The following is a 19,027-nucleotide window of genomic DNA, read 5'->3' as shown; positions in this document are numbered from 1 at the left end:
CCCGCACGGTTCGCATATTGTTCGATTTTTTGATTCGCTGAGTTCTATATCGACTGCAATCAAATCCAACTCAATGCCACAATCTGTGCAAATAAAACTCTCGATAACATCGTCCTTGCATTCAAAACACACCACGCGTGCTGTTCTGTCTATATGTCTCAAAAGAACACAATGTTTAATGCCACCACATTCCGAACACTCTTCTTTTATGCTAGTAATCATCACATCACCTCAAGATTTTTATGGCCGTGGATCATGTCTGTTTGCACCCACCATGTTTTCATGTCGTTTGTTAGTGTCATGTTTTTGCAGTACATCGACACAAACGTTAATGCGCGAATTGCACCAAGGGCTTGCTGCTCTAAATCGCGGTTATTGTCGCTAGTGTTAAATACCACCATCCAAAACACCCACCACATTTTGATAAACTCTGGTAAGGTCAAACCCTGTTTTGCTCCGTTGGTGTTCACTAACATGGCGCGGTCTGAATCGAGCGCGAAATAGGAATCGACCATTGTGTGCTCGACATCAAACACACGAATAAATTGTTGGATTTTGGCGGTGGTAAAACCCTCGCCGCGCAATGCAGAAAACAGCTCGCCACCGGATACGGTAATTTTCATAATTAGCTCCACGCTATTAAATTTGTTTAGAACCAATCGCGTTTAATGCGATCGGATTTGGCTTTCAGCTTGGCCTTGTTCAGTCGGCTGGCGTTTGGGTATTCGCTGCGCAGGTCGGCCAGCATTTTTTCGCCTAGCGTTTTCCGCACCTCTCGCAATTTTTCTAGACCGTGTTTTTTCTGCTCGGCGGTCAGTGAGTACGCGACTAAATCTGGGCATGGCATGTGAATTTGTTCCATAGTTAAAATCCCTCTAACGTTGATTAATTAACTCAGTCCTGGCATGAATCCGTTTAATGCCATGTCGCTGCTCATTGAAACCAACGTGGTAAAGCTTCCGCTGCGATTTTCTAGATCGCTAACAAGCATCACGAGATTTCCTATGCCGAGTTGGCATTTTTGAATGAGGTTATGGCGTTCGGTGCGGGACATGTTGATTTTGTTAATGGCGCTGGCGGCCATACGCTGTAAATCACCGCTGTGCATTCCGGCTTCTAATGCTCGGGTGATCAAATCGGCTTGGTTATTACTTTTTGGAATTTGAGCGGTAACCACATCCACGCCATTAAGTAGGCAGTTCAACAATGTGAAATTGCCACTTACTTTGGTGATTGCGATTAGCTCGATCGGGTTTAATTTATGCGGTTGCTCGGGGTTGAGTTTGTTATGCAATATTTTTGCGCTCATGCCGAGGGCTCTTGCTATTTGTGTCATGTTTTCTGTACTGGCAAAGGCACAACACGCATCATCAAAAGCGCTCTGTGTCTCGTCACGAAATTCACACATGTTTTCATTTGCGTTCATGGCAGATACTCAAATGCAAGATGAATAGCAAAAGGCGCAATAATGGTGATGCCGATAAACACGCCCACCATTATTTCAATCGCCCAATCCGGTAAATTTGGCTTTTCCATATCCAAGTCCTTTTGGTTTGGTGGTTAGCCGAGGGCTGCCATGGTTTCGCGTGTGGCACGTTCATAAATGGCTATTAAGTTGATTTGTGGGTGTTCGCGTGGGGAGTCTTTCTTTTTAATGATCATGCGGCCATCTCCGATCATCTTACGAAGTGACGCTTTGCTGATGCCGGAGTGACGCGAATATTCATCTAACGTCATAAATGGGACGGGTATAACTGGCTGATACGAAAGCATAGTGTTATCCTTTTATTGTTTTTCATCTTTGTTTCTTGCTACTGGTCTCTAATCACAGCAAGAAACTACAAAATGGATATTAAATCTAAAATGCATTTCGATCAACTAAATTGTGACCTGTCTCGCCAGATAAATTACAAGAGCGGTATTGAGTTCATAAAAAAACTCAAATTAGCACTGAATCTTGATCAGCAACTTGAGATTGCTGATGCCTTTGGTGTGTCTAAATCTACGGTTGCCTCTTGGGTTCAACGAGATTTAACCCCTTACGAACTTGCAATCAGATTGCATTTGCATACTGGTCTATCTTTGCGTTGGTTGCTTTTAGATGAAGGCGAGATGTTTTCGGCGGGTAATTCATACTCGATTCAAGAATCAAAACAGATTCACAGTTACGCAGATAAGCGCCTGCAACCCAAAAAACTGTTTGATATCGATACATTTGACCTAAAAGGCTCAAAGCTTAATTTATTGGGCACGACTACCATCGACCAAACTTTGCTGGATGACTTTGGGGTGCAAAATGTATTGGCGATAAAAGAGCTATACGGTTTGAGCATTGTAGACAAGGAAAATACAAACCCGATTAGCGGTTATTACTTGATTGATATAGACGGGGTGTATTCCATTAATAAAATTCAGCGCGTACCTGGAAAGATACTAGCACTGACTTTTAATTCGGATGTCGTCGAGTTCCCAAGCGATGAAATTCGAGTGCTGGGAAAAGTGGTTATTCAAATTAATAAGAAATAATTAAATTTAAAATGCAAAGGAGTGCGTTATGGGTTGGTTGGGTTTTGCAGTTATCGTGATTGGTATTCTTTGGTTTAAGAAAACGTCTTCCAAAGCCAAAAATGCAATGAAAGACCCTGCTGTGTTTAAACAGTATGTTAAATCTAAAAACTACTCGGTAGCAGAACAAAAAGATCTATGTGAAAGGTTTGGCTTAGATTACGACGAAGTATCTACACCGATTAGCAATCACCCAGAAGCCAAGAAACCGACTGAACCTACTCCACCAATAAATAAAACTTTCCCGAATAGAGTTAAACATCATCCTAGCAATACTTTCGATGTTCACTTTACTGGTTTCAAAAAAACGGAAAAAGCCATTCTCATTGAATTAGCTGAATCAAAAGAAATGGTCGTACGCAAAGACGTGACCAAATATTTAAACCTACTTTGTTACGGCTACAACGCCAGCCAAAGAAAATTAGATTTAGCACGCCAACAAGGTGTGATTATTTTAAAAGAACCAGAATTCAAGCATTTTGTTGAAACTGGTGAAATCCCATAACTTGAGTAAGGACATTCAATGAAAAAAACACTTTTAGCGTTAACGCTTTTATTTAGCACCTCTACATTTGCGGCAGCTCAATTTATTAATCCAATGGATTTTGACGGTTCACAAACCCAAAAAGACCAAGTGGTGGAATATATAAAGGATCGGGTGCATAAAGACTATTGCGAAGGTCCAATTGATATGTGCCAAGAATCGATGCTTCGTATGATGGAAAAGAAAAATCTTGCCGATTTTAAGGCGGCCACCAAAGTAACTGACCGTAAAATCATGGATAAGGTAATTAAAGATTACTGCGGCAATAGTATGCTTGATATGTGCACTTACACCAATATTCTTATGATGTATAAACAAAACGAAAAAGCGAGCAAGCAATCTCTTGAGTGGTAATTAATGTCCATTCGCAATCTAAAAGACAGCAGTAAAAAACCTTGGCTTTGTGAGTGCTATCCACAAGGCCGAGGCGGTAAGCGCATTCGTAAAAAGTTCGCCACCAAAGGTGAAGCGGCGGCGTTCGAACGTTTTACGATGAATGAAGTAGACGACAAACCGTGGCTGGGTGAGAAAACCGATCATCGTAGGTTGAGTGATTTGGTTAACCGCTGGTTTGAACTTCACGGTAAAAACTTAAAATCTGGGGCTCATGCTAAACGCCGTCTTGAGATGATGGTTGAAAATATGGAGAACCCTATCGCTATTATGGTGACTGGCACTCATTTCGCTAACTATCGAGCAAACCGAAAAATGAAAGGTCGTGTTCGCAACGGTGGCGAGGTGGCGGCGAGCACTTTGAATCACGACATTTTATGGATGAAATCGGTTTTTAATGAACTTCGACGTTTAAAAGAGTGGAAGCACCCCAACCCTCTGCAAGATTTTAAAAATATAAAACTATCCGAATCTGAACTGTCATATTTAACGCCGTCGGAAATTGAGCATTTGTTTGATGTGATCAAGGCCAGCCCAATGGCAGACCAAATAACTTTAATCTGTAAAATTTGCCTTTCGACTGGCGCGCGCATAAGTGAAGCGATGAATCTTACGCGGTCGCACGTCCAGCCTTTCAAAATAACTTACACAAACACGAAAGGAAGAAAGAACCGGACTATCCCTATTTCTGAATCTCTGTTTAACGAGTTATCAGCCCGACAAAACCATCAACTGTTTACTTGCGGTTATGGTGTGATACATAAATGGCTAAGCGTGGCACTTCCAAATTTACCAAGCGGCCAAACAACTCACGTTCTACGCCATACCTTTGCCAGTCATTTCATGATGAACGGTGGAAATATTGTTGTGCTAAAAGACATTCTTGGACACTCTGACATTAAAACAACAATGACATACGCCCACTTTGCTCCAAGTCATTTAAGTGATGCAGTAACACTAAACCCATTAAATAAAATGGCGGCAAAATTGGCGACAAAGAATATTAAGCACGCTTAATCACGCTTACTAATACTGTTTATGCAGACACATACAAATGCAACACCCCAACAAATTCAATAACTTAACATGGATAACAGAAGAAATGAAAATAATTTCCTTTAATATTAATGGCCTTCGTGCCCGCCTTCATCAACTGCAAGCCATTATTGATAAACATCAACCCGATGTGATTGGCTTACAAGAAATCAAAGTTCACGATGAAATGTTTCCAGTTGAAGCGGTCGAAGCGATGGGTTATCACGTTTATTTTCATGGTCAAAAAGCCCATTACGGCGTGGCAATGCTGTGTAAACAAAAACCAGTTGCAGTACAACGTGGTTTTTCAACCGATACCGATGAGCACCAACGCCGCATGATCATGGTGACGTTAGAAGATGCATCCGGTCAAAAAACAACGGTAATGAATGGATATTTCCCACAAGGCGATAATATCAGCCATGAAACTAAATACCCTTATAAGCGCCAGTTCTACACCGATTTAATGACTCACTTGAACTCCAATCATAACAACGAAGAGCAAGTGATCGTGATGGGTGACATTAACATTAGCCCAATTGATCTCGACATTGGTATTGGTGAGCCGAACGCTAAACGCTGGCTAAAAACCGGTAAATGTTCATTCCAGCCAGAAGAGCGTCAATGGTTGAAAACATTAATGGATTGGGGGTTTGAAGATACTTTCCGTAACCTACACCCAAATGTGGATGATCAATATTCGTGGTTTGATTACCGTTCACGCGGCTTTGATGATAACCGCGGCCTGCGTATTGATGTAATTTTAGCCACCCCATCTCTGGCGGCTAAATGCATTGATGCAGGGATCGACTATGAATTACGCGGCATTGAAAAGCCGTCTGATCACGCGCCAATTTGGTCGGAATTTAAATAAAATAAATTAAAGAAAACAAAAGATAAAAATAGAAAAGCGCCGACTCTAAATACATTTAAAGTCGGCGCTTTTGGTTTATAACTTGAGCTATGCTCAAAATAATTGCCATTATGACTAGGGGCTGTTGATCTTTCGTGGTTGTTTTTTCTGCGAATTGTTGGGTTTTTATACAAGGAAGAGGCTTTGTGGTGTAGCTGGCTACACGAAAAGCCGATGACGAAGTAGAAAAGACCAACAAACGCAGCCCGAAGGGTTCGGCTAAAAGCCTTTTACTCTTCGTTAAGTCTCATTTACTTAGAATAACTAGGCTTCAATCGACTTGCCTCGATTAAAAGGCTTTTATCTCGAACAAAATTTAATCACGAAAGATCAACAGCCCCTAGCTAAGTATCGGCATTTAACTTAATGGTTTGGTGTACGCCAGTAATCGTTTTTCGGTTAATTTAAACGCATAAATGAGCGACATACTTAAGATCATATAAAACACTCCAGCGGTAAAGAACGCTTCAAATGGCGCATAAGTTCTTGAGTTCACTAAACGTGCTACGCCGGTGATATCCATTACGGTCACAATACCTGCAATCGCCGAACCATGTAGCATAAAAATGACTTCGTTACTGTATGCCGGTAATGCTCGACGTAAGGCACTCGGTAGAATGATACGTCGATACACTTTCCAATTAGACATACCATAAGCTCTAGCTGCTTCTATCTCACCTTTATCTAAGCCACGAATCGCACCTGCAATAATTTCGGCGGTATACGCTCCGGTATTTAAAACGAAAGCGACTAAAGCACAAAACCAAGCATGCTCCCACAAGGTATCTTTGACTTGCATAAATTGATTCATACCGTAATAAATCAGGTATAACTGGATCAATAAAGGCGTACCACGAAAAAAGTAGCTATAGCACCACACAGGAAAGTTGATTAATTTATTTTTACTGCTTCTTGCCACGCCCGCTGGAATAGCAATAAATAAACCAATAATAAGCGATAAACCCACCAACCAGAATGTGGTCCATAAGCCTTCTAAGTACAAAGGCAAGCTATCAATGATGACTGAAAAATCCATCCTTACCTCGTATGTAATGTATACTTGCGTTCCAGTAACCTGAGCAACGCAATTGAAACACTAGTGAAAAATAAGAAGATAACGGCGATCGTCATGTAAAAAGTGAAAGGCATTTTGGTTGAACCGGCAGCCAATGCGCCCACTCGCACCATATCGTCTAAACCAATAATGGAGACCAACGCGGTTGTTTTTAATAACACCAACCAGTTATTGCCAAAACCAGGGATAGCATGACGGATCATTTGTGGTAATAAAATGCGTCGAAACGCTAGACTGCCACTCATTCCATACGCTTTTGCCGCTTCTAGCTCACCTTTATCCACCGCCATAATAGCACCACGGAAGGTTTCTGCCATGTAAGCACCAAAAATGAAACCTATGGTCAATACACCAGCAGTAAAAGGACTTACATCAATATAATCGGGTAAATAAGCCGTCCACTCATGCGCTGTGTTATAGCTTGTCATCCAATCATTTAATTGTTCATTCAAAGAATAAAGAGAATTATTGAGCAAAATTTGCCCACCAAAAAAGATCAGCATCATCAAGACCAGATCAGGGATCCCTCGGATAATCGTGGTATACAAAGTGGCAATCATTCGTGCCCAACGGTAAGGCGATAACTTAGCGAGTGCGCCTAACATACCTAATATTACTGCCACTACTAAAGACAGCACCGCAACTTCAATGGTTACAATCGCGCCTTTTAAAATGGTCTCTTCATAACCTTGTAAAAAATCAAATATCATAAGCGTCTAATTTTATGAGAGGTCGAGTTCCAAATAAACAGAAAACAACCTCTTAATGGGTTAACGGTTTTATTTACCGTAAACATCGTAATCGAAGTATTTAGCCGCAATTTTCTGATAAATACCTTTGGCTCGTAATGATGCAATCGCTTTATCAATTTGATCGGCTAAGTCTTGGTTTTGTTTACGTACCGCAATGCCAAAACCGTCACCAAACCATTTCTCATCGGTTAATGATGGGCCAGTAAACTCATAACCTTCGACTTTATCTAGCATACCGCTCTGTAGTGCTGATGCATCACCAAATACGGCGTCAATACGGCCACTTTCAAGATCAAGGTAAGCTTCATCAAAGGTGCCGTAGCGAGAGACATCGACGATACCTTTATAGTTATCTTCAATGTATTGATCATGAGTGGTTGAACGCTGCACCCCTATTTTCACGCCCTTAAGGCCCTCTTTAGTAAAGGTTAAATCGGCGCCTTTCTTGGCAATAAATTTATTTGGGATCAACGCGTACTTATGAGTAAAGCCCACTTTCTTTTTACGCTCTTCGGTAATAGACATACCCGCAATAATGGCATCGTATTTACGTGCGAGTAACGCTGGAATTATACCATCCCAATCTTGCGCCATAATTTTACATTGCGCTTCCATCTCTTTACAGATGGCGTTGGCAAGATCGACATCAAAACCGGCTAATGAACCATCAGCTTTAGTGTAGTTAAATGGAGGGTAAGCGCCTTCTGTTGCAAAGCGCACTGTTTTCCAATCCTTGGCTTGTGCGATACCTGACACCGCTGTTGCTGCGATTGCCGCAACTAAAAACCACTTTTTCATATCCATACTCCTGTGATTATTACGTAATACTCTTCAGTTTGAGCATCTGTTTTTTATTATGGTGCTGCTATTTAGGTCAAGTGACCTGTTATTCATATAACGCTAAATTAGCATTATATTGAATGATTACCGCGATTAACGGTGGCCTGTTGGATAGATTTATCATTGCTCGACAAATAAACCGATCCGTTAGCGTTAATACACTGACGAGATAAATTGTTTAAAGCGTTCTGATTCTGGATTACTAAATATTTTTTCAGGATGTCCTTCTTCTTCAACTACTCCTTGGTGAAGGAACATAACATGACTAGAAACATCACGAGCAAACGCCATTTCATGGGTCACCACTAACATCGTTCGGCCTTCTTCGGCTAAATCACGCATTACGCCCAACACTTCTCCAACCAATTCAGGGTCAAGCGCCGAGGTGGGTTCATCAAATAACATGACTTCCGGATCAACCGCTAAAGCACGAGCAATAGCGGCGCGTTGTTGTTGTCCACCGGATAAATGCCCTGGATAGTAATTTTTACGATCATACAATCCTACTTTCTTTAGCAATAATTCTGCATTTTCAATCGCTTGTGCTTTAGGGATACCAAGAACATGAACGGGTGCTTCGATCACATTTTCAAGTACCGTTAAATGCGACCATAAATTAAAGCCTTGAAATACCATAGCAAGACGCGAACGAATACGTTGAACTTGTTTATCGCTGGCAGGAATGGACTCACCTTGACGATTATCTTTCATTTGTATTAATTCACCTTTAACCCATACCTCACCTGAAGTTGGGGTTTCAAGTAAATTAATACAACGTAAGAAGGTGCTCTTGCCGGAACCGGAAGATCCAATGATTGAGATAACATCGCCTTGATTGGCGGATAAAGAGATACCTTTAAGAACTTCATTTTGTCCAAAGGTTTTATGCAGATCTTTTATATTAAGTTCAGGTTCAGCGGTCATCAAAGACGACTCCTTGTCTTAAGTTCACCATCCGTTGGTGACGTATATGCGCAGGGTTGGCATACAAAACCAACAATTTCGTCTCATTGGACGAGCAAAAACTGCAACTACTTATTGCTTTATAATAGCGTCAGTCATTTCGATTACAATCATAAGTTAACAAAATTGAGGAAACACTCAATAAGAAGCAAGTTATTTATATACATCTTTCGCAACCATTAACACCTGAAATTGGTCACTTTGGAGATGGTCCGTTTTTGTTAAGTTCACGCTAAATATGAGAGTATCTATTTGCGTTTGTTGTCAAGTAAGCAATAATGGCGCACATTCAAACTCCCTTGGTTTCCAACTTCATGCGCTACGCTTTTATCATACTGTCCACCTTCCTTTCTTGCTTTAGCTCTATCGCTTTAGCCGCACCGACTACCTCTGCTGCTCATCAGCAAATTATTGAGCAAAATAAAAATATTGAGTTTCTCACCAATCAAGCCTTAACGGCGACTGGTAACCAATTATCGATTATTCAATTAGAATTGTTTGATAGTAATAGTGCATTAAGAAGTAGTCTTTCAGATGCGATTGGAAGCAAAAACCCAGAGACATCTTTTCTGATTGAACAAATAAAAATCCAAATTGCGAATGACCATAAATACCTCACCTATTTGGAAAGTAGCATCACCGAGTTACAACAAAAAACTCAAGAAGCCAGTAAAGAAGACCGCTTGTTGCTACAAATTCCATTAAACGAGCACCGTCAAATTTTAGCCAAAATCTATCAATTTCAATATCAAAATTATGTCTGGCTCAAAAAACTGGGTGAGAATGATACTGCGGAGATGACGAAATTTACCCATCAAGTCAATCTTGCGGCTAAGTTTACTGCCGCCTCATTGCATTATTCATTGACTCGCCAAAGCTCTCTCAATGAGCAATTGACCAAAGTTCCAGTGGCGCAAAAAGGTCCATTTGAACTCGAACTCAGTTACTTGCAGCGTAATATAGATACCTACAGTAAAATGTTAGCCACTTATATCGATATTGCCGAGCCGCTTGGTTTAGATACGGTAAACTTTAAGCATCAACTGTTTACTGCTACTGGCGCAATTACTCACGATTTTATCAGTTGGGCGATGGTGACCTCGACAGTATCAAGTGTCGGAAGCAATATTGGCAAATGGCTAATGTCCAACAGCCCAAATTTGATTTTTAATCTGTTTATGTTTTTGTTGGTGCTCACCATTGCCCACTTCATAGCCAAAGGCGCCAATGTACTGGTCACCAATACGGTAAAAACTGGGCATTTGAAACTGAGCAACCTGATGCAGCAGTTTTTAGTTTCAATGTCGATGAAGCTTATTTATTCGATCGGTTTTCTGGTTGCATTGGCACAAATAGGCTTAGATTTAACCCCTATTCTGGCAGGCTTCGGTGTGGCTGGTATTATTATTGGTTTTGCATTGCAAGATACTTTATCTAATTTCGCTTCAGGTATTATGGTACTTATTTATCGGCCATTTGATGTCGGTGATTGGGTGAGCGCAGCGGGCGTTGAGGGTAAGGTTAGCCATGTTAGTTTAGTTAACACCACCATTCGAACCTTTAACAATGAAGTATTATTGATCCCTAACTCAAAAATTTGGACCGATGTGATCATTAACCGTACTTACGAAAAAGTGCGCCGCGTTGATATGATTTTTGGTATTAGCTACAAAGATTCCATTCCTCATGCAGAAGAAATTTTCAAAGCTATTTTAGATGATGATCCGCGAGTGCTTCGCAGCCCAGAACCCATTATTCAAGTCGACTCTCTTGGTGATAACTCGGTTAATTTTGTAGTACGACCTTGGGTTAAAACCGATGACTTAACCGATGTACGACGCGAAGTGACTCGTGAAGTGAAAATGCGTTTTGATGCAGAAGGGATCAGCATTCCATTCCCACAGCGTGATGTTCACATCCATCAGATTGATACTAGCCTATAGCGAGTTATACCATTTATCTTGAAAATAATGACCATTCTTGCCTAATATTTAGAATGGTCATTAGCGACTACTAAGCTTCATTTGATCTTCCCCACAGTTAAATAAACGCCTAATTTCAATAAGTAACACATAAGGCACTTAATTATAGGAAATTACTTCTATATTTAATCATAAATTGATCCAGTTACAGATTTATAAGCAGTCGTTTGTTATTATCTATCTATCTAACTTTGCTATTTCTCTTCTTTCTGGCCATCGAAATCAAGATAATGAATAAAAAAACACTACCCTCAATCATCACCATCATTATCGTCCTTATCAGTATTTGGTCGATCACTTATACCACTACGCAACTTTATAATGTTGATAAGCACCTGACCAATACCACCAATGCTATTTTCACCAAAACGGTTGATGCTAGCTATGACATCATTGACACCACCATCAATGAATCACTAAAAAACTATTTACGTGGTATTGCGGTCACCATGAAAGGTATGCTTGATGTCAGTAAGAATATGGATCTCAACCAAAATAAGATAAATCACTTTCTAGACAAATTTGTCGCTGAAACCCGCATTGGCGACAATGGCTATATTTCCATTCTCAATAACAAGGGAAAACTACTCACCCACCCTTATTTAAAAGGCAAAAACCTAGCGGAACATAATTTCATTCAGACTCAGCTTTCTAACGATCAATCCATGACTGAATATAAATGGAAAAACCCAGGCGAGAAAGAAGCCCGTTTAAAGGTCTCTTATTCGATGAAACTAAGCAATGGTAATGTAATTAATGTCTCAGTCTATAAAGACGAAATGGTCAAACTGGTCGACCGCGAACTGCTAAAACATAAGCTTGAAAAATACAACTTCGGTAAAACTGGTTATGTGTATGTGGTCGACAGCCATGGTCGACTCGTGCTGCACCCAACCAATGAAGGCCAATCTATTCGAGTGTTGATTGGTGATAGTACTGATGACTTCTTAGCTGCGGTTAAAAAGAAACCTGAAGGGTCATTTACTTACCCTTTAACTATTAATAATAAAACCATCATGAAAACGGTAGCGTATAAATACTACCCTTATCTCGACTGGATTATTGCATCTGGTATTTCAAACTCTGAGCTGAAGCAACCAACGAACTTACTATCTAAAAGCCTGATAATGGCGGGGTTAAGTTTTGCAATGATCATCAGTATCTTGATCTGTATTTTAAGTAAACGTCACAACAAGCTAATTTTAGCGGAAAAAAAAGACTTTCTGACTGGACTCAACAATCGCCGCCGCTTTATGGAACTAGCAACATCACACTCGACCAATTCCGATAGTGTTTATTCTATTGCATTGTTTGATATCGATAAGTTTAAAGCCATCAATGATAATTTTGGTCATCAAGAAGGCGATAATGCCATCGTCGAAACCGCCAATATTTTAAAAGAATATGAATCGGACAAAATCATTGTTTCGCGCCATGGCGGGGAAGAGTTTCTGCTATTAATGAAGAATATGGGTAAGCAAGAAGCAAAAGAAATTGCCGATTTGATCCGTCTAAGAATTAAGCATCTCGGTAGCTTAAGCTTCACCTTTACCATCAGTGCAGGTGTGTTTGAAGCCAACAGTAATACACATCAATTAAGTGAAGCGATCTCGTTTGCTGATCATGCTTTATATCAAGCTAAACACACTGGCCGCGATCGGGTAATGATACATCAGGCTAAAATTGAAGCGAATGTACACGGGAATAAAAACTAATCCTCTTGCTCTTTCATTATGACTATTGCTTTTTCTCTATAATTCGTGATTTTAATCGTAAAACCGCTTAGTGTGGCTGATATTGGGTCCCGCATAAAAGGTTTAACCAAAACTTAACCTAACTATGGATTATTCCTTATAAAGCCGTGATAGCATTCTCGGCCTATTTGAGGCAACCACAGCAGTTTATGTCATGAAAAAATCCCCTCTCGCTATTGTATTTATTAGCGCATTATTAATCTTTACTTAGTGTCTTCTATTTTCACTATCATCCAATTTGAGCGTGTTGATACTGATATTGATAATATTACCCACTCAGTGATTAAAAGTAGCGTACACGCCAGCTATGACATCATGGACACCACGGTAAATGAATCGATCAAAACCTATTTAAAAGGGGTTGCAGCAACCGTTCAGCGAATGACCAATGCAGGAATAGAATCCGGCTTATCACCCGTTCAAATTGATCGTTTATTAGATCAATATACCAATAGTACTAAAATAGGCGAGCACGGTTATGTCTCTATTACTAGTGCTAAGGGGCGCTTATTGTATCACCCACATCGTAAAGGTGAGGATGTCTCGCAATATGACTTTGTGAAAAAACAATTAGCGCATGACCAAACCTTCCTTGAATATGAATGGCGCAACCCGGGTGATAAAAAAGCCACCATGAAAGCGGCTTACTCACTGAAGCGTAAAGATGGCTCGGTGATCGAAGTCAGTGTGTACAAAGAAGAAATGCTGCACTTAATTGATACTCATTTATTAAAGAAAAAATTAGCCGATTATCAACCAGGCAAAACGGGTTTTATCTATATTATTGATAAAAATGGAAAAATAATCTTAAAACCAACCGGTAGCGAACACCTCTCGAGCGAAGCTTTATTTGATTCAAATATGACTGGTTTCCTTAAGCAGGTACAAGCCCAACCTGAAGGCACCTTTATTCAACCGGTTATGATAAATGGCAACAAGTTTGTCGAAACCGTTGCTTATAAACACTACTCCTTCTTGAATTGGACGGTAGCGACGGGGATCTCAAATTCAGAGCTTACCGAATCTACTTCGGATTTATATGGCAGCTTGATCACTGCAGCGGTCAGTGTATTCCTCGTTATTGCATCGTTACTTTTTGTGCTGACAATTCGCCACCGCAAACAAATTATTGCCGAGAAGAAAGATTACCTCACCGGTTTAGATAACCGTCGCCGCTTTATGGAACTGGCGCAAGTGGTTGAACAAACTTCATCTAATATTTATTCGATTGTCTTATTTGATATCGATAAATTTAAAAACATTAATGACACTTACGGTGAAGGTGATGAAGTCATTCGGGAAGTGGCACACGTCCTCAAGCAATTTGAGTCAAGCAATGTGTTTGTTTCACGTCATGGCGGTGAAGAGTTTATCTTACTACAGAATGATATTGATGAAATTGAAGCTAAATCTATCGCTGAAGGCATTCGAATTAGGATTTCAAAAATCACATCACTGAAATGTCGATTCACCATTAGTGGTGGTGTTTTTGAAGCCGATTCAGATAAACATAACTTAACCGAAGCGATCGCCTTTGCTGACGAAGGCTTGTATGAAGCAAAAGAAAGCGGTCGTAATAAAGTCGTCATTAAACATACCTAGTGCTTTATCAACTCTGTTGAATGGAAGAACAGTCAAACCTCTACTACTAAATATTTAAAATCAACATAGCCAAGGTGATATACCTTGGCTTTTTTGTATCTCAATTTCACATCATATCAAGGTTAAAACTGGCATCTTGTTATATTTGCTCACACCATCGTTATCACGCCCTCACCCGCACAAAACCTTGCACAGCCAAAACTAAACAAAATTTGTATTTTTTATAAAAATATTTTATTATTTACGATAATTAATGACAAAACGTGATCCAGATCAACACCATATTGGCTCAGTATTGGTAATTTTATCTAAAATAGTTGAGCGAAGATTAATGCGAGAATTTATAGCTAATTCGATTTTTATTATCAATAATTCATCGAATATCACTTGAAATTAATCGTATAAAGACTACGCTTACTTGGATTCAAATAGACGGTCAGTCTATCCATAAATGAATAAATCAAAAGCTATCAAACCCTATACTTTAGTGGTATGTTATTGCTCGATTTATTCGACGAGGACGTTAGGATACTTTCCCTTCGACTCTCGCGCTTTGAGCAAGGATGTTCACACAATAGTAACAATACCAATAGAGAATATATCTCATCTATTGGTATTGTTATTAATCAGAGTGTACTGGTGCCTTAGGGCGATAGTCCCACTTCTTTTAGTGCGCTATTACAGTACGTATTTTTTCTACTAAAAAGGTAGGTATGTCATGGCAGAGCAATTTGCTAAAGCTTGGGAAGGTTTTGCACAAGGTGATTGGCAAAACGAAGTAAACGTTCGTGATTTCATTCAAAAGAACTACGCACCTTATGAAGGTGATGAATCTTTCCTAGTTTCTGAGGGTACTGAAGCAACTAACGCGCTTTGGGCTCAAGTAATGGAAGGCATCAAGATTGAGAACAAAACTCTTGCTCCACTTGATTTCGACACTTCTGTTATTTCTACTATCACTTCGCATGAAGCTGGATACATTAACAAAGATCTTGAAACTATCGTTGGTCTTCAAACTGAAGCTCCTCTGAAACGCGCTATCATCCCTAACGGTGGTATTCGCATGGTTGAAGGTTCTTGTAAAGCATACGGTCGTACTTTAGACCCACAAGTATCTAAAATCTATTCTGAGCTACGTAAAACACACAACCAAGGTGTGTTTGACATCTATACTCCAGACATCATGAAATGTCGTAAATCTGGCGTATTGACTGGTCTTCCTGATGCATACGGCCGTGGTCGTATCATTGGTGATTACCGTCGTATCGCGCTTTACGGTATCGACATGCTAATGAAAGATAAATTAGCACAATTCACTTCGCTACAAGAGCGTTTTGAAAATGGTGAAGATCTTACTCTTACTATGCAACTTCGTGAAGAGATCTCAGAGCAACATCGTGCTCTAGGTCAAATCAAAACTATGGCAGCATCTTACGGCTGTGATATTTCTGAGCCTGCACAAACTGCACAAGAAGCAATTCAGTGGACTTACTTCGGCTACCTAGCTGCGGTTAAATCTCAAAACGGCGCGGCAATGTCTCTTGGCCGTACTTCTACCTTCCTTGATATCTTCATCGAGCGTGATATTGCTGCTGGCAAAATCACTGAAGCACAAGCGCAAGAAATGATCGATCACTTCGTAATGAAGTTACGTATGGTTCGTTTCCTACGTACTCCTGAATACGATGAGTTGTTCTCTGGTGACCCAATCTGGGCAACAGAATCAATGGGTGGTATGGGTCTTGACGGTCGTACTCTAGTAACACGTACTAACTTCCGTTTCCTAAACAGCCTATACACTATGGGTCCAAGCCCAGAGCCGAACATTACGGTTCTTTGGTCTGAAAAACTTCCTGCTGGCTTTAAGCACTTCTGTGCAAAAGTATCTATCGATACTTCTTCTATCCAGTACGAAAATGATGACCTAATGCGTCCTGACCTAGCATCTGATGATTACGCAATCGCTTGTTGTGTATCACCAATGGTTGTTGGTAAGCAAATGCAGTTCTTTGGTGCTCGTGCTAACTTAGCAAAAACTATGCTTTACACCATCAATGGTGGCGTAGATGAGAAACTGAAAATCCAAGTTGGTCCTAAACTAGAAAAGATTACTTCTGAAGTACTTGACTACGACGAGCTATGGGAAAAAATGGACCACTTCATGGATTGGTTAGCGACTCAATACGTTACAGCATTGAACTCTATCCACTACATGCACGACAAGTACAGCTACGAAGCATCACTAATGGCTCTTCATGACCGTGACGTTCGTCGTACAATGGCTTGTGGTATTGCTGGTCTATCTGTTGCAGCCGATTCACTATCTGCAATCAAATACGCTAAAGTAACTCCAATTCGTGACGAAGACGGCCTAGCGCTAGACTTCAACATCGAAGGTGATTACCCTAAATTTGGTAACAACGATTCACGCGTAGATGATATCGCATGTGAACTAGTATCAACATTTATGGGCAAAATCCGTAAACTAAAAATGTACCGCGATGCAACGCCAACACAATCTATCCTAACTATCACGTCTAACGTGGTATACGGTAAGAAAACTGGTAACACACCAGATGGTCGTCGCGCTGGTACTCCATTCGCTCCAGGTGCTAACCCTATGCACGGTCGCGATGAGAAAGGTGCTGTAGCATCTCTAACATCAGTAGCAAAACTACCGTTTGCTGATGCACAAGATGGTATTTCTTACACCTTCTCTATCGTACCTAACGCACTAGGTAAGACTGACGAAGCGAAGAAAGCGAACCTTGCTGGCCTAATGGATGGTTACTTCCACCATGAAGCGTCTGTAGAAGGTGGTCAACACCTTAACGTTAACGTTCTTAACCGCGAAACTCTAGAAGACGCCGTTAAGCACCCAGAGCTATATCCTCAGCTAACTATCCGTGTATCTGGATACGCTGTACGATTCAACTCTTTAACAGCAGAACAACAACAAGACGTAATCGCACGTACTTTCACTGAAACTATGTAATTTATATTTAATATAGACTTTCAGTCATAAAGCCCTACTCTTCGGAGTGGGGCTTTTTTCGTTTGCTCCTGTCACTCTTTGCTTCTAGTAACACATTCTTATTAAAGAAAATCACTTAATCCCATCATTACCCTATTTTACCAACTACATTTGTAATAAAATAGAGACATAAATTTACAGAGGATTAATCCAATGCCAGCAACTGGTCGAATTCACTCTTATGAGTCTTGTGGTACGGTCGATGGACCGGGTATCCGCTTCATTGTTTTCACACAAGGCTGCATGATGCGCTGTATGTATTGCCATAATCGTGATACTTGGGATACGCATGGCGGTAAAGAAGTAACCGTAGAAGAAATCATCACGGAAGCGAAATCTTATCGCCATTTTATGAAAGCCTCTGGTGGCGGTATTACTTGCTCAGGTGGTGAAGCTATGTTGCAACCTGAATTTGTCCGCGATTTATTTAAATCGGCACATGAAGAAGGCATTCACACTTGCCTAGATACCAATGGTTATATTCGCAAACATACCGATGTGATTGATGAAGTATTAGCTGTTTCAGATCTTGTGATGCTCGATATAAAGCACATGAAAGATGAGATTCATCATGACTTTATCGGTGTTTCTAACCGTCGCACATTAGACTTTGCTCGTTACTTACACAAAATTGGTCAAAAAACTTGGGTTCGTTATGTGATTGTTCCTGGTTATACCGATGATGTAGAGTCAGCCGAGATGCTCGGTGAGTTCATTAAAGATATGGACAACATCGAAAAAATAGAACTGCTTCCTTATCACCAATTAGGTGCGCATAAATGGGAGGCATTAGGCTTTGATTATCCATTGGATGGCGTGAATCCGCCGCCAAAAGAAACCATGGAGCTCATGGCCGAAACTTTGAGTAAATATCATGATAATGTGATTTACTAGTTGGTAACTCATTATCCTGTTTAATAACGAGTTAATTTAATAACAACGCATTCAACTATCACACCACTGCGGCTTTCTTTTTAACACCAAGGGAATAACTCAAAATAGTCGCAGTGAATTCCCATTTTTCACTTTTCGAGGTCACACATGGAAATGACAAACGCACAACGCCTGATCCTGTCAAATCAATACAGCATTATGGAACAACTAGAACCAGCTAACGCCGAAAAATACAAGCGTTTACAAACCATTGTCGAGCGTGGTTACGAACTTCAAATGCGCGAACTTATCAAACACTTTGGCTGCATTGAAGAAAGCCAATGTCGTGAAATTATCGATATCATGGAAATGTATCACGCATTGCAAGAGTCAAATAATATGCTAGCTGATACTGACAAAGCACAAGTTGATCAACGTCGTCTACAGTTCTTAGGTTTTGACATTGCAACTGAGCATCAAGCAGTAAATTATGTTCGTTTCTTAGTTGATTCTGAAGGTCTGTACCCTCAATTTGATAAAGCAGATCATTACTTTAATGCTCAAATGCCAATGACTGAAAAATACCGCAGAATGGTGATCACATGGCGCAACTGCCCTCGTCAATACCACCTTTCAGCAACGGAATTAACGCAAATTTTTAATGCTTAATTTTTCGTTTTAAAGCCCAAACATTAACGACCC

General features: G+C 40.3%; 19 protein-coding genes. 11 read left to right on the top strand and 8 right to left on the bottom strand.

What is annotated here, in order from left to right:
* Nucleotides 1-221: 221 nt before the first annotated feature.
* The 4 genes from GFB47_RS04595 to GFB47_RS04580 all read right to left on the bottom strand — a co-directional run bounded on the left by GFB47_RS04595 (nucleotide 222) and on the right by GFB47_RS04580 (nucleotide 1,773).
* The gene (locus tag GFB47_RS04595) at nucleotides 222-623 is read right to left on the bottom strand and encodes a hypothetical protein (protein ID WP_325077402.1); all 402 of its coding nucleotides are present in this window, start codon (nucleotides 621-623) and stop codon (nucleotides 222-224) included.
* 26 nt (nucleotides 624-649) lie between these two features.
* Entirely contained in the window at nucleotides 650-862 is a 213-nt protein-coding gene (locus GFB47_RS04590; RefSeq protein ID WP_153446891.1) for a hypothetical protein, read from the bottom strand.
* A 27-nt stretch (nucleotides 863-889) separates the two neighbouring features.
* Entirely contained in the window at nucleotides 890-1,426 is a 537-nt protein-coding gene (locus GFB47_RS04585; protein WP_153446890.1) for a phage regulatory CII family protein, read from the bottom strand.
* A gap of 134 nt (nucleotides 1,427-1,560) precedes the next feature.
* Nucleotides 1,561-1,773: a hypothetical protein gene (locus GFB47_RS04580; protein WP_153446889.1), complete on the bottom strand. Its 213-nt coding sequence runs from the start codon at nucleotides 1,771-1,773 to the stop codon at nucleotides 1,561-1,563.
* Between the two features lie 72 nt (nucleotides 1,774-1,845).
* Between GFB47_RS04580 and GFB47_RS04575 the strand changes: the two genes are divergently transcribed.
* The 5 genes from GFB47_RS04575 (at nucleotide 1,846) to xthA (ending at nucleotide 5,411) form a co-directional block, all read left to right on the top strand.
* Nucleotides 1,846-2,526, top strand: a complete 681-nt coding sequence (locus tag GFB47_RS04575; RefSeq protein WP_153446888.1) for a phage repressor protein CI — start codon at nucleotides 1,846-1,848, stop codon at nucleotides 2,524-2,526.
* Between the two features lie 28 nt (nucleotides 2,527-2,554).
* A complete protein-coding gene (locus GFB47_RS04570) occupies nucleotides 2,555-3,070 on the top strand; it encodes a hypothetical protein (RefSeq protein ID WP_153446887.1) in 516 nt (171 codons plus the stop codon).
* Between the two features lie 18 nt (nucleotides 3,071-3,088).
* Nucleotides 3,089-3,463: a hypothetical protein gene (locus GFB47_RS04565; protein ID WP_153446886.1), complete on the top strand. Its 375-nt coding sequence runs from the start codon at nucleotides 3,089-3,091 to the stop codon at nucleotides 3,461-3,463.
* 3 nt (nucleotides 3,464-3,466) lie between these two features.
* The gene (locus GFB47_RS04560) at nucleotides 3,467-4,519 is read left to right on the top strand and encodes a phage integrase (protein WP_153446885.1); all 1,053 of its coding nucleotides are present in this window, start codon (nucleotides 3,467-3,469) and stop codon (nucleotides 4,517-4,519) included.
* Between the two features lie 85 nt (nucleotides 4,520-4,604).
* Nucleotides 4,605-5,411, top strand: coding sequence for an exodeoxyribonuclease III (gene xthA / locus GFB47_RS04555; protein WP_153446884.1), 807 nt, complete (start codon nucleotides 4,605-4,607; stop codon nucleotides 5,409-5,411).
* A gap of 397 nt (nucleotides 5,412-5,808) precedes the next feature.
* Here the strand turns inward: xthA and GFB47_RS04550 are convergent, their stop codons facing one another.
* From GFB47_RS04550 to GFB47_RS04535, 4 genes are all read right to left on the bottom strand, one after another.
* Nucleotides 5,809-6,486 carry an ABC transporter permease gene (locus GFB47_RS04550; protein WP_153446883.1) on the bottom strand — a complete coding sequence of 226 codons (678 nt, stop codon included), beginning with the start codon at nucleotides 6,484-6,486 and terminating at the stop codon, nucleotides 5,809-5,811.
* Between the two features lie 2 nt (nucleotides 6,487-6,488).
* Entirely contained in the window at nucleotides 6,489-7,235 is a 747-nt protein-coding gene (locus tag GFB47_RS04545) for an ABC transporter permease (RefSeq protein WP_194704529.1), read from the bottom strand.
* Nucleotides 7,236-7,304: 69 nt separating this feature from the next.
* A complete protein-coding gene (locus GFB47_RS04540; RefSeq protein WP_153446882.1) occupies nucleotides 7,305-8,075 on the bottom strand; it encodes an ABC transporter substrate-binding protein in 771 nt (256 codons plus the stop codon).
* Between the two features lie 195 nt (nucleotides 8,076-8,270).
* Nucleotides 8,271-9,041: an ABC transporter ATP-binding protein gene (locus GFB47_RS04535; protein ID WP_153446881.1), complete on the bottom strand. Its 771-nt coding sequence runs from the start codon at nucleotides 9,039-9,041 to the stop codon at nucleotides 8,271-8,273.
* A 317-nt stretch (nucleotides 9,042-9,358) separates the two neighbouring features.
* Between GFB47_RS04535 and GFB47_RS04530 the strand changes: the two genes are divergently transcribed.
* From GFB47_RS04530 to GFB47_RS04505, 6 genes are all read left to right on the top strand, one after another.
* Complete coding sequence (locus tag GFB47_RS04530) at nucleotides 9,359-11,023, top strand: mechanosensitive ion channel family protein (protein ID WP_153446880.1); 1,665 nt, start codon at nucleotides 9,359-9,361, stop codon at nucleotides 11,021-11,023.
* Nucleotides 11,024-11,292: 269 nt separating this feature from the next.
* Complete coding sequence (locus GFB47_RS04525; RefSeq protein WP_153446879.1) at nucleotides 11,293-12,777, top strand: diguanylate cyclase domain-containing protein; 1,485 nt, start codon at nucleotides 11,293-11,295, stop codon at nucleotides 12,775-12,777.
* 249 nt (nucleotides 12,778-13,026) lie between these two features.
* The gene (locus GFB47_RS04520) at nucleotides 13,027-14,418 is read left to right on the top strand and encodes a sensor domain-containing diguanylate cyclase (RefSeq protein WP_153446878.1); all 1,392 of its coding nucleotides are present in this window, start codon (nucleotides 13,027-13,029) and stop codon (nucleotides 14,416-14,418) included.
* A gap of 718 nt (nucleotides 14,419-15,136) precedes the next feature.
* Complete coding sequence (gene pflB / locus GFB47_RS04515) at nucleotides 15,137-17,413, top strand: formate C-acetyltransferase (protein ID WP_153446877.1); 2,277 nt, start codon at nucleotides 15,137-15,139, stop codon at nucleotides 17,411-17,413.
* A gap of 192 nt (nucleotides 17,414-17,605) precedes the next feature.
* The gene (gene pflA, locus GFB47_RS04510) at nucleotides 17,606-18,346 is read left to right on the top strand and encodes a pyruvate formate lyase 1-activating protein (protein WP_153446876.1); all 741 of its coding nucleotides are present in this window, start codon (nucleotides 17,606-17,608) and stop codon (nucleotides 18,344-18,346) included.
* A 147-nt stretch (nucleotides 18,347-18,493) separates the two neighbouring features.
* Nucleotides 18,494-18,994, top strand: coding sequence for a YfbU family protein (locus GFB47_RS04505; protein WP_153446875.1), 501 nt, complete (start codon nucleotides 18,494-18,496; stop codon nucleotides 18,992-18,994).
* Nucleotides 18,995-19,027: the final 33 nt, after the last annotated feature.

It is taken from the genome of Vibrio algicola (assembly GCF_009601765.2).
In the GTDB taxonomy this organism is placed as follows: domain Bacteria; phylum Pseudomonadota; class Gammaproteobacteria; order Enterobacterales; family Vibrionaceae; genus Vibrio; species Vibrio algicola.
Note: the sequence above shows the minus strand (reverse complement) of the source record. Positions and strands in the feature narration are given on the sequence as shown.

Coding starts and splice junctions, on each gene's coding strand:
- GFB47_RS04595 (WP_325077402.1), bottom strand. CDS start 623: ATGAAAATTACCGTATCCGGTGGCGAGCTGTTTTCTGCATTGCGCGGC.
- GFB47_RS04590 (WP_153446891.1), bottom strand. CDS start 862: ATGGAACAAATTCACATGCCATGCCCAGATTTAGTCGCGTACTCACTG.
- GFB47_RS04585 (WP_153446890.1), bottom strand. CDS start 1,426: ATGAACGCAAATGAAAACATGTGTGAATTTCGTGACGAGACACAGAGC.
- GFB47_RS04580 (WP_153446889.1), bottom strand. CDS start 1,773: ATGCTTTCGTATCAGCCAGTTATACCCGTCCCATTTATGACGTTAGAT.
- GFB47_RS04575 (WP_153446888.1), top strand. CDS start 1,846: ATGGATATTAAATCTAAAATGCATTTCGATCAACTAAATTGTGACCTG.
- GFB47_RS04570 (WP_153446887.1), top strand. CDS start 2,555: ATGGGTTGGTTGGGTTTTGCAGTTATCGTGATTGGTATTCTTTGGTTT.
- GFB47_RS04565 (WP_153446886.1), top strand. CDS start 3,089: ATGAAAAAAACACTTTTAGCGTTAACGCTTTTATTTAGCACCTCTACA.
- GFB47_RS04560 (WP_153446885.1), top strand. CDS start 3,467: ATGTCCATTCGCAATCTAAAAGACAGCAGTAAAAAACCTTGGCTTTGT.
- xthA (WP_153446884.1), top strand. CDS start 4,605: ATGAAAATAATTTCCTTTAATATTAATGGCCTTCGTGCCCGCCTTCAT.
- GFB47_RS04550 (WP_153446883.1), bottom strand. CDS start 6,486: ATGGATTTTTCAGTCATCATTGATAGCTTGCCTTTGTACTTAGAAGGC.
- GFB47_RS04545 (WP_194704529.1), bottom strand. CDS start 7,235: ATGATATTTGATTTTTTACAAGGTTATGAAGAGACCATTTTAAAAGGC.
- GFB47_RS04540 (WP_153446882.1), bottom strand. CDS start 8,075: ATGAAAAAGTGGTTTTTAGTTGCGGCAATCGCAGCAACAGCGGTGTCA.
- GFB47_RS04535 (WP_153446881.1), bottom strand. CDS start 9,041: ATGACCGCTGAACCTGAACTTAATATAAAAGATCTGCATAAAACCTTT.
- GFB47_RS04530 (WP_153446880.1), top strand. CDS start 9,359: ATGGCGCACATTCAAACTCCCTTGGTTTCCAACTTCATGCGCTACGCT.
- GFB47_RS04525 (WP_153446879.1), top strand. CDS start 11,293: ATGAATAAAAAAACACTACCCTCAATCATCACCATCATTATCGTCCTT.
- pflB (WP_153446877.1), top strand. CDS start 15,137: ATGGCAGAGCAATTTGCTAAAGCTTGGGAAGGTTTTGCACAAGGTGAT.
- pflA (WP_153446876.1), top strand. CDS start 17,606: ATGCCAGCAACTGGTCGAATTCACTCTTATGAGTCTTGTGGTACGGTC.
- GFB47_RS04505 (WP_153446875.1), top strand. CDS start 18,494: ATGGAAATGACAAACGCACAACGCCTGATCCTGTCAAATCAATACAGC.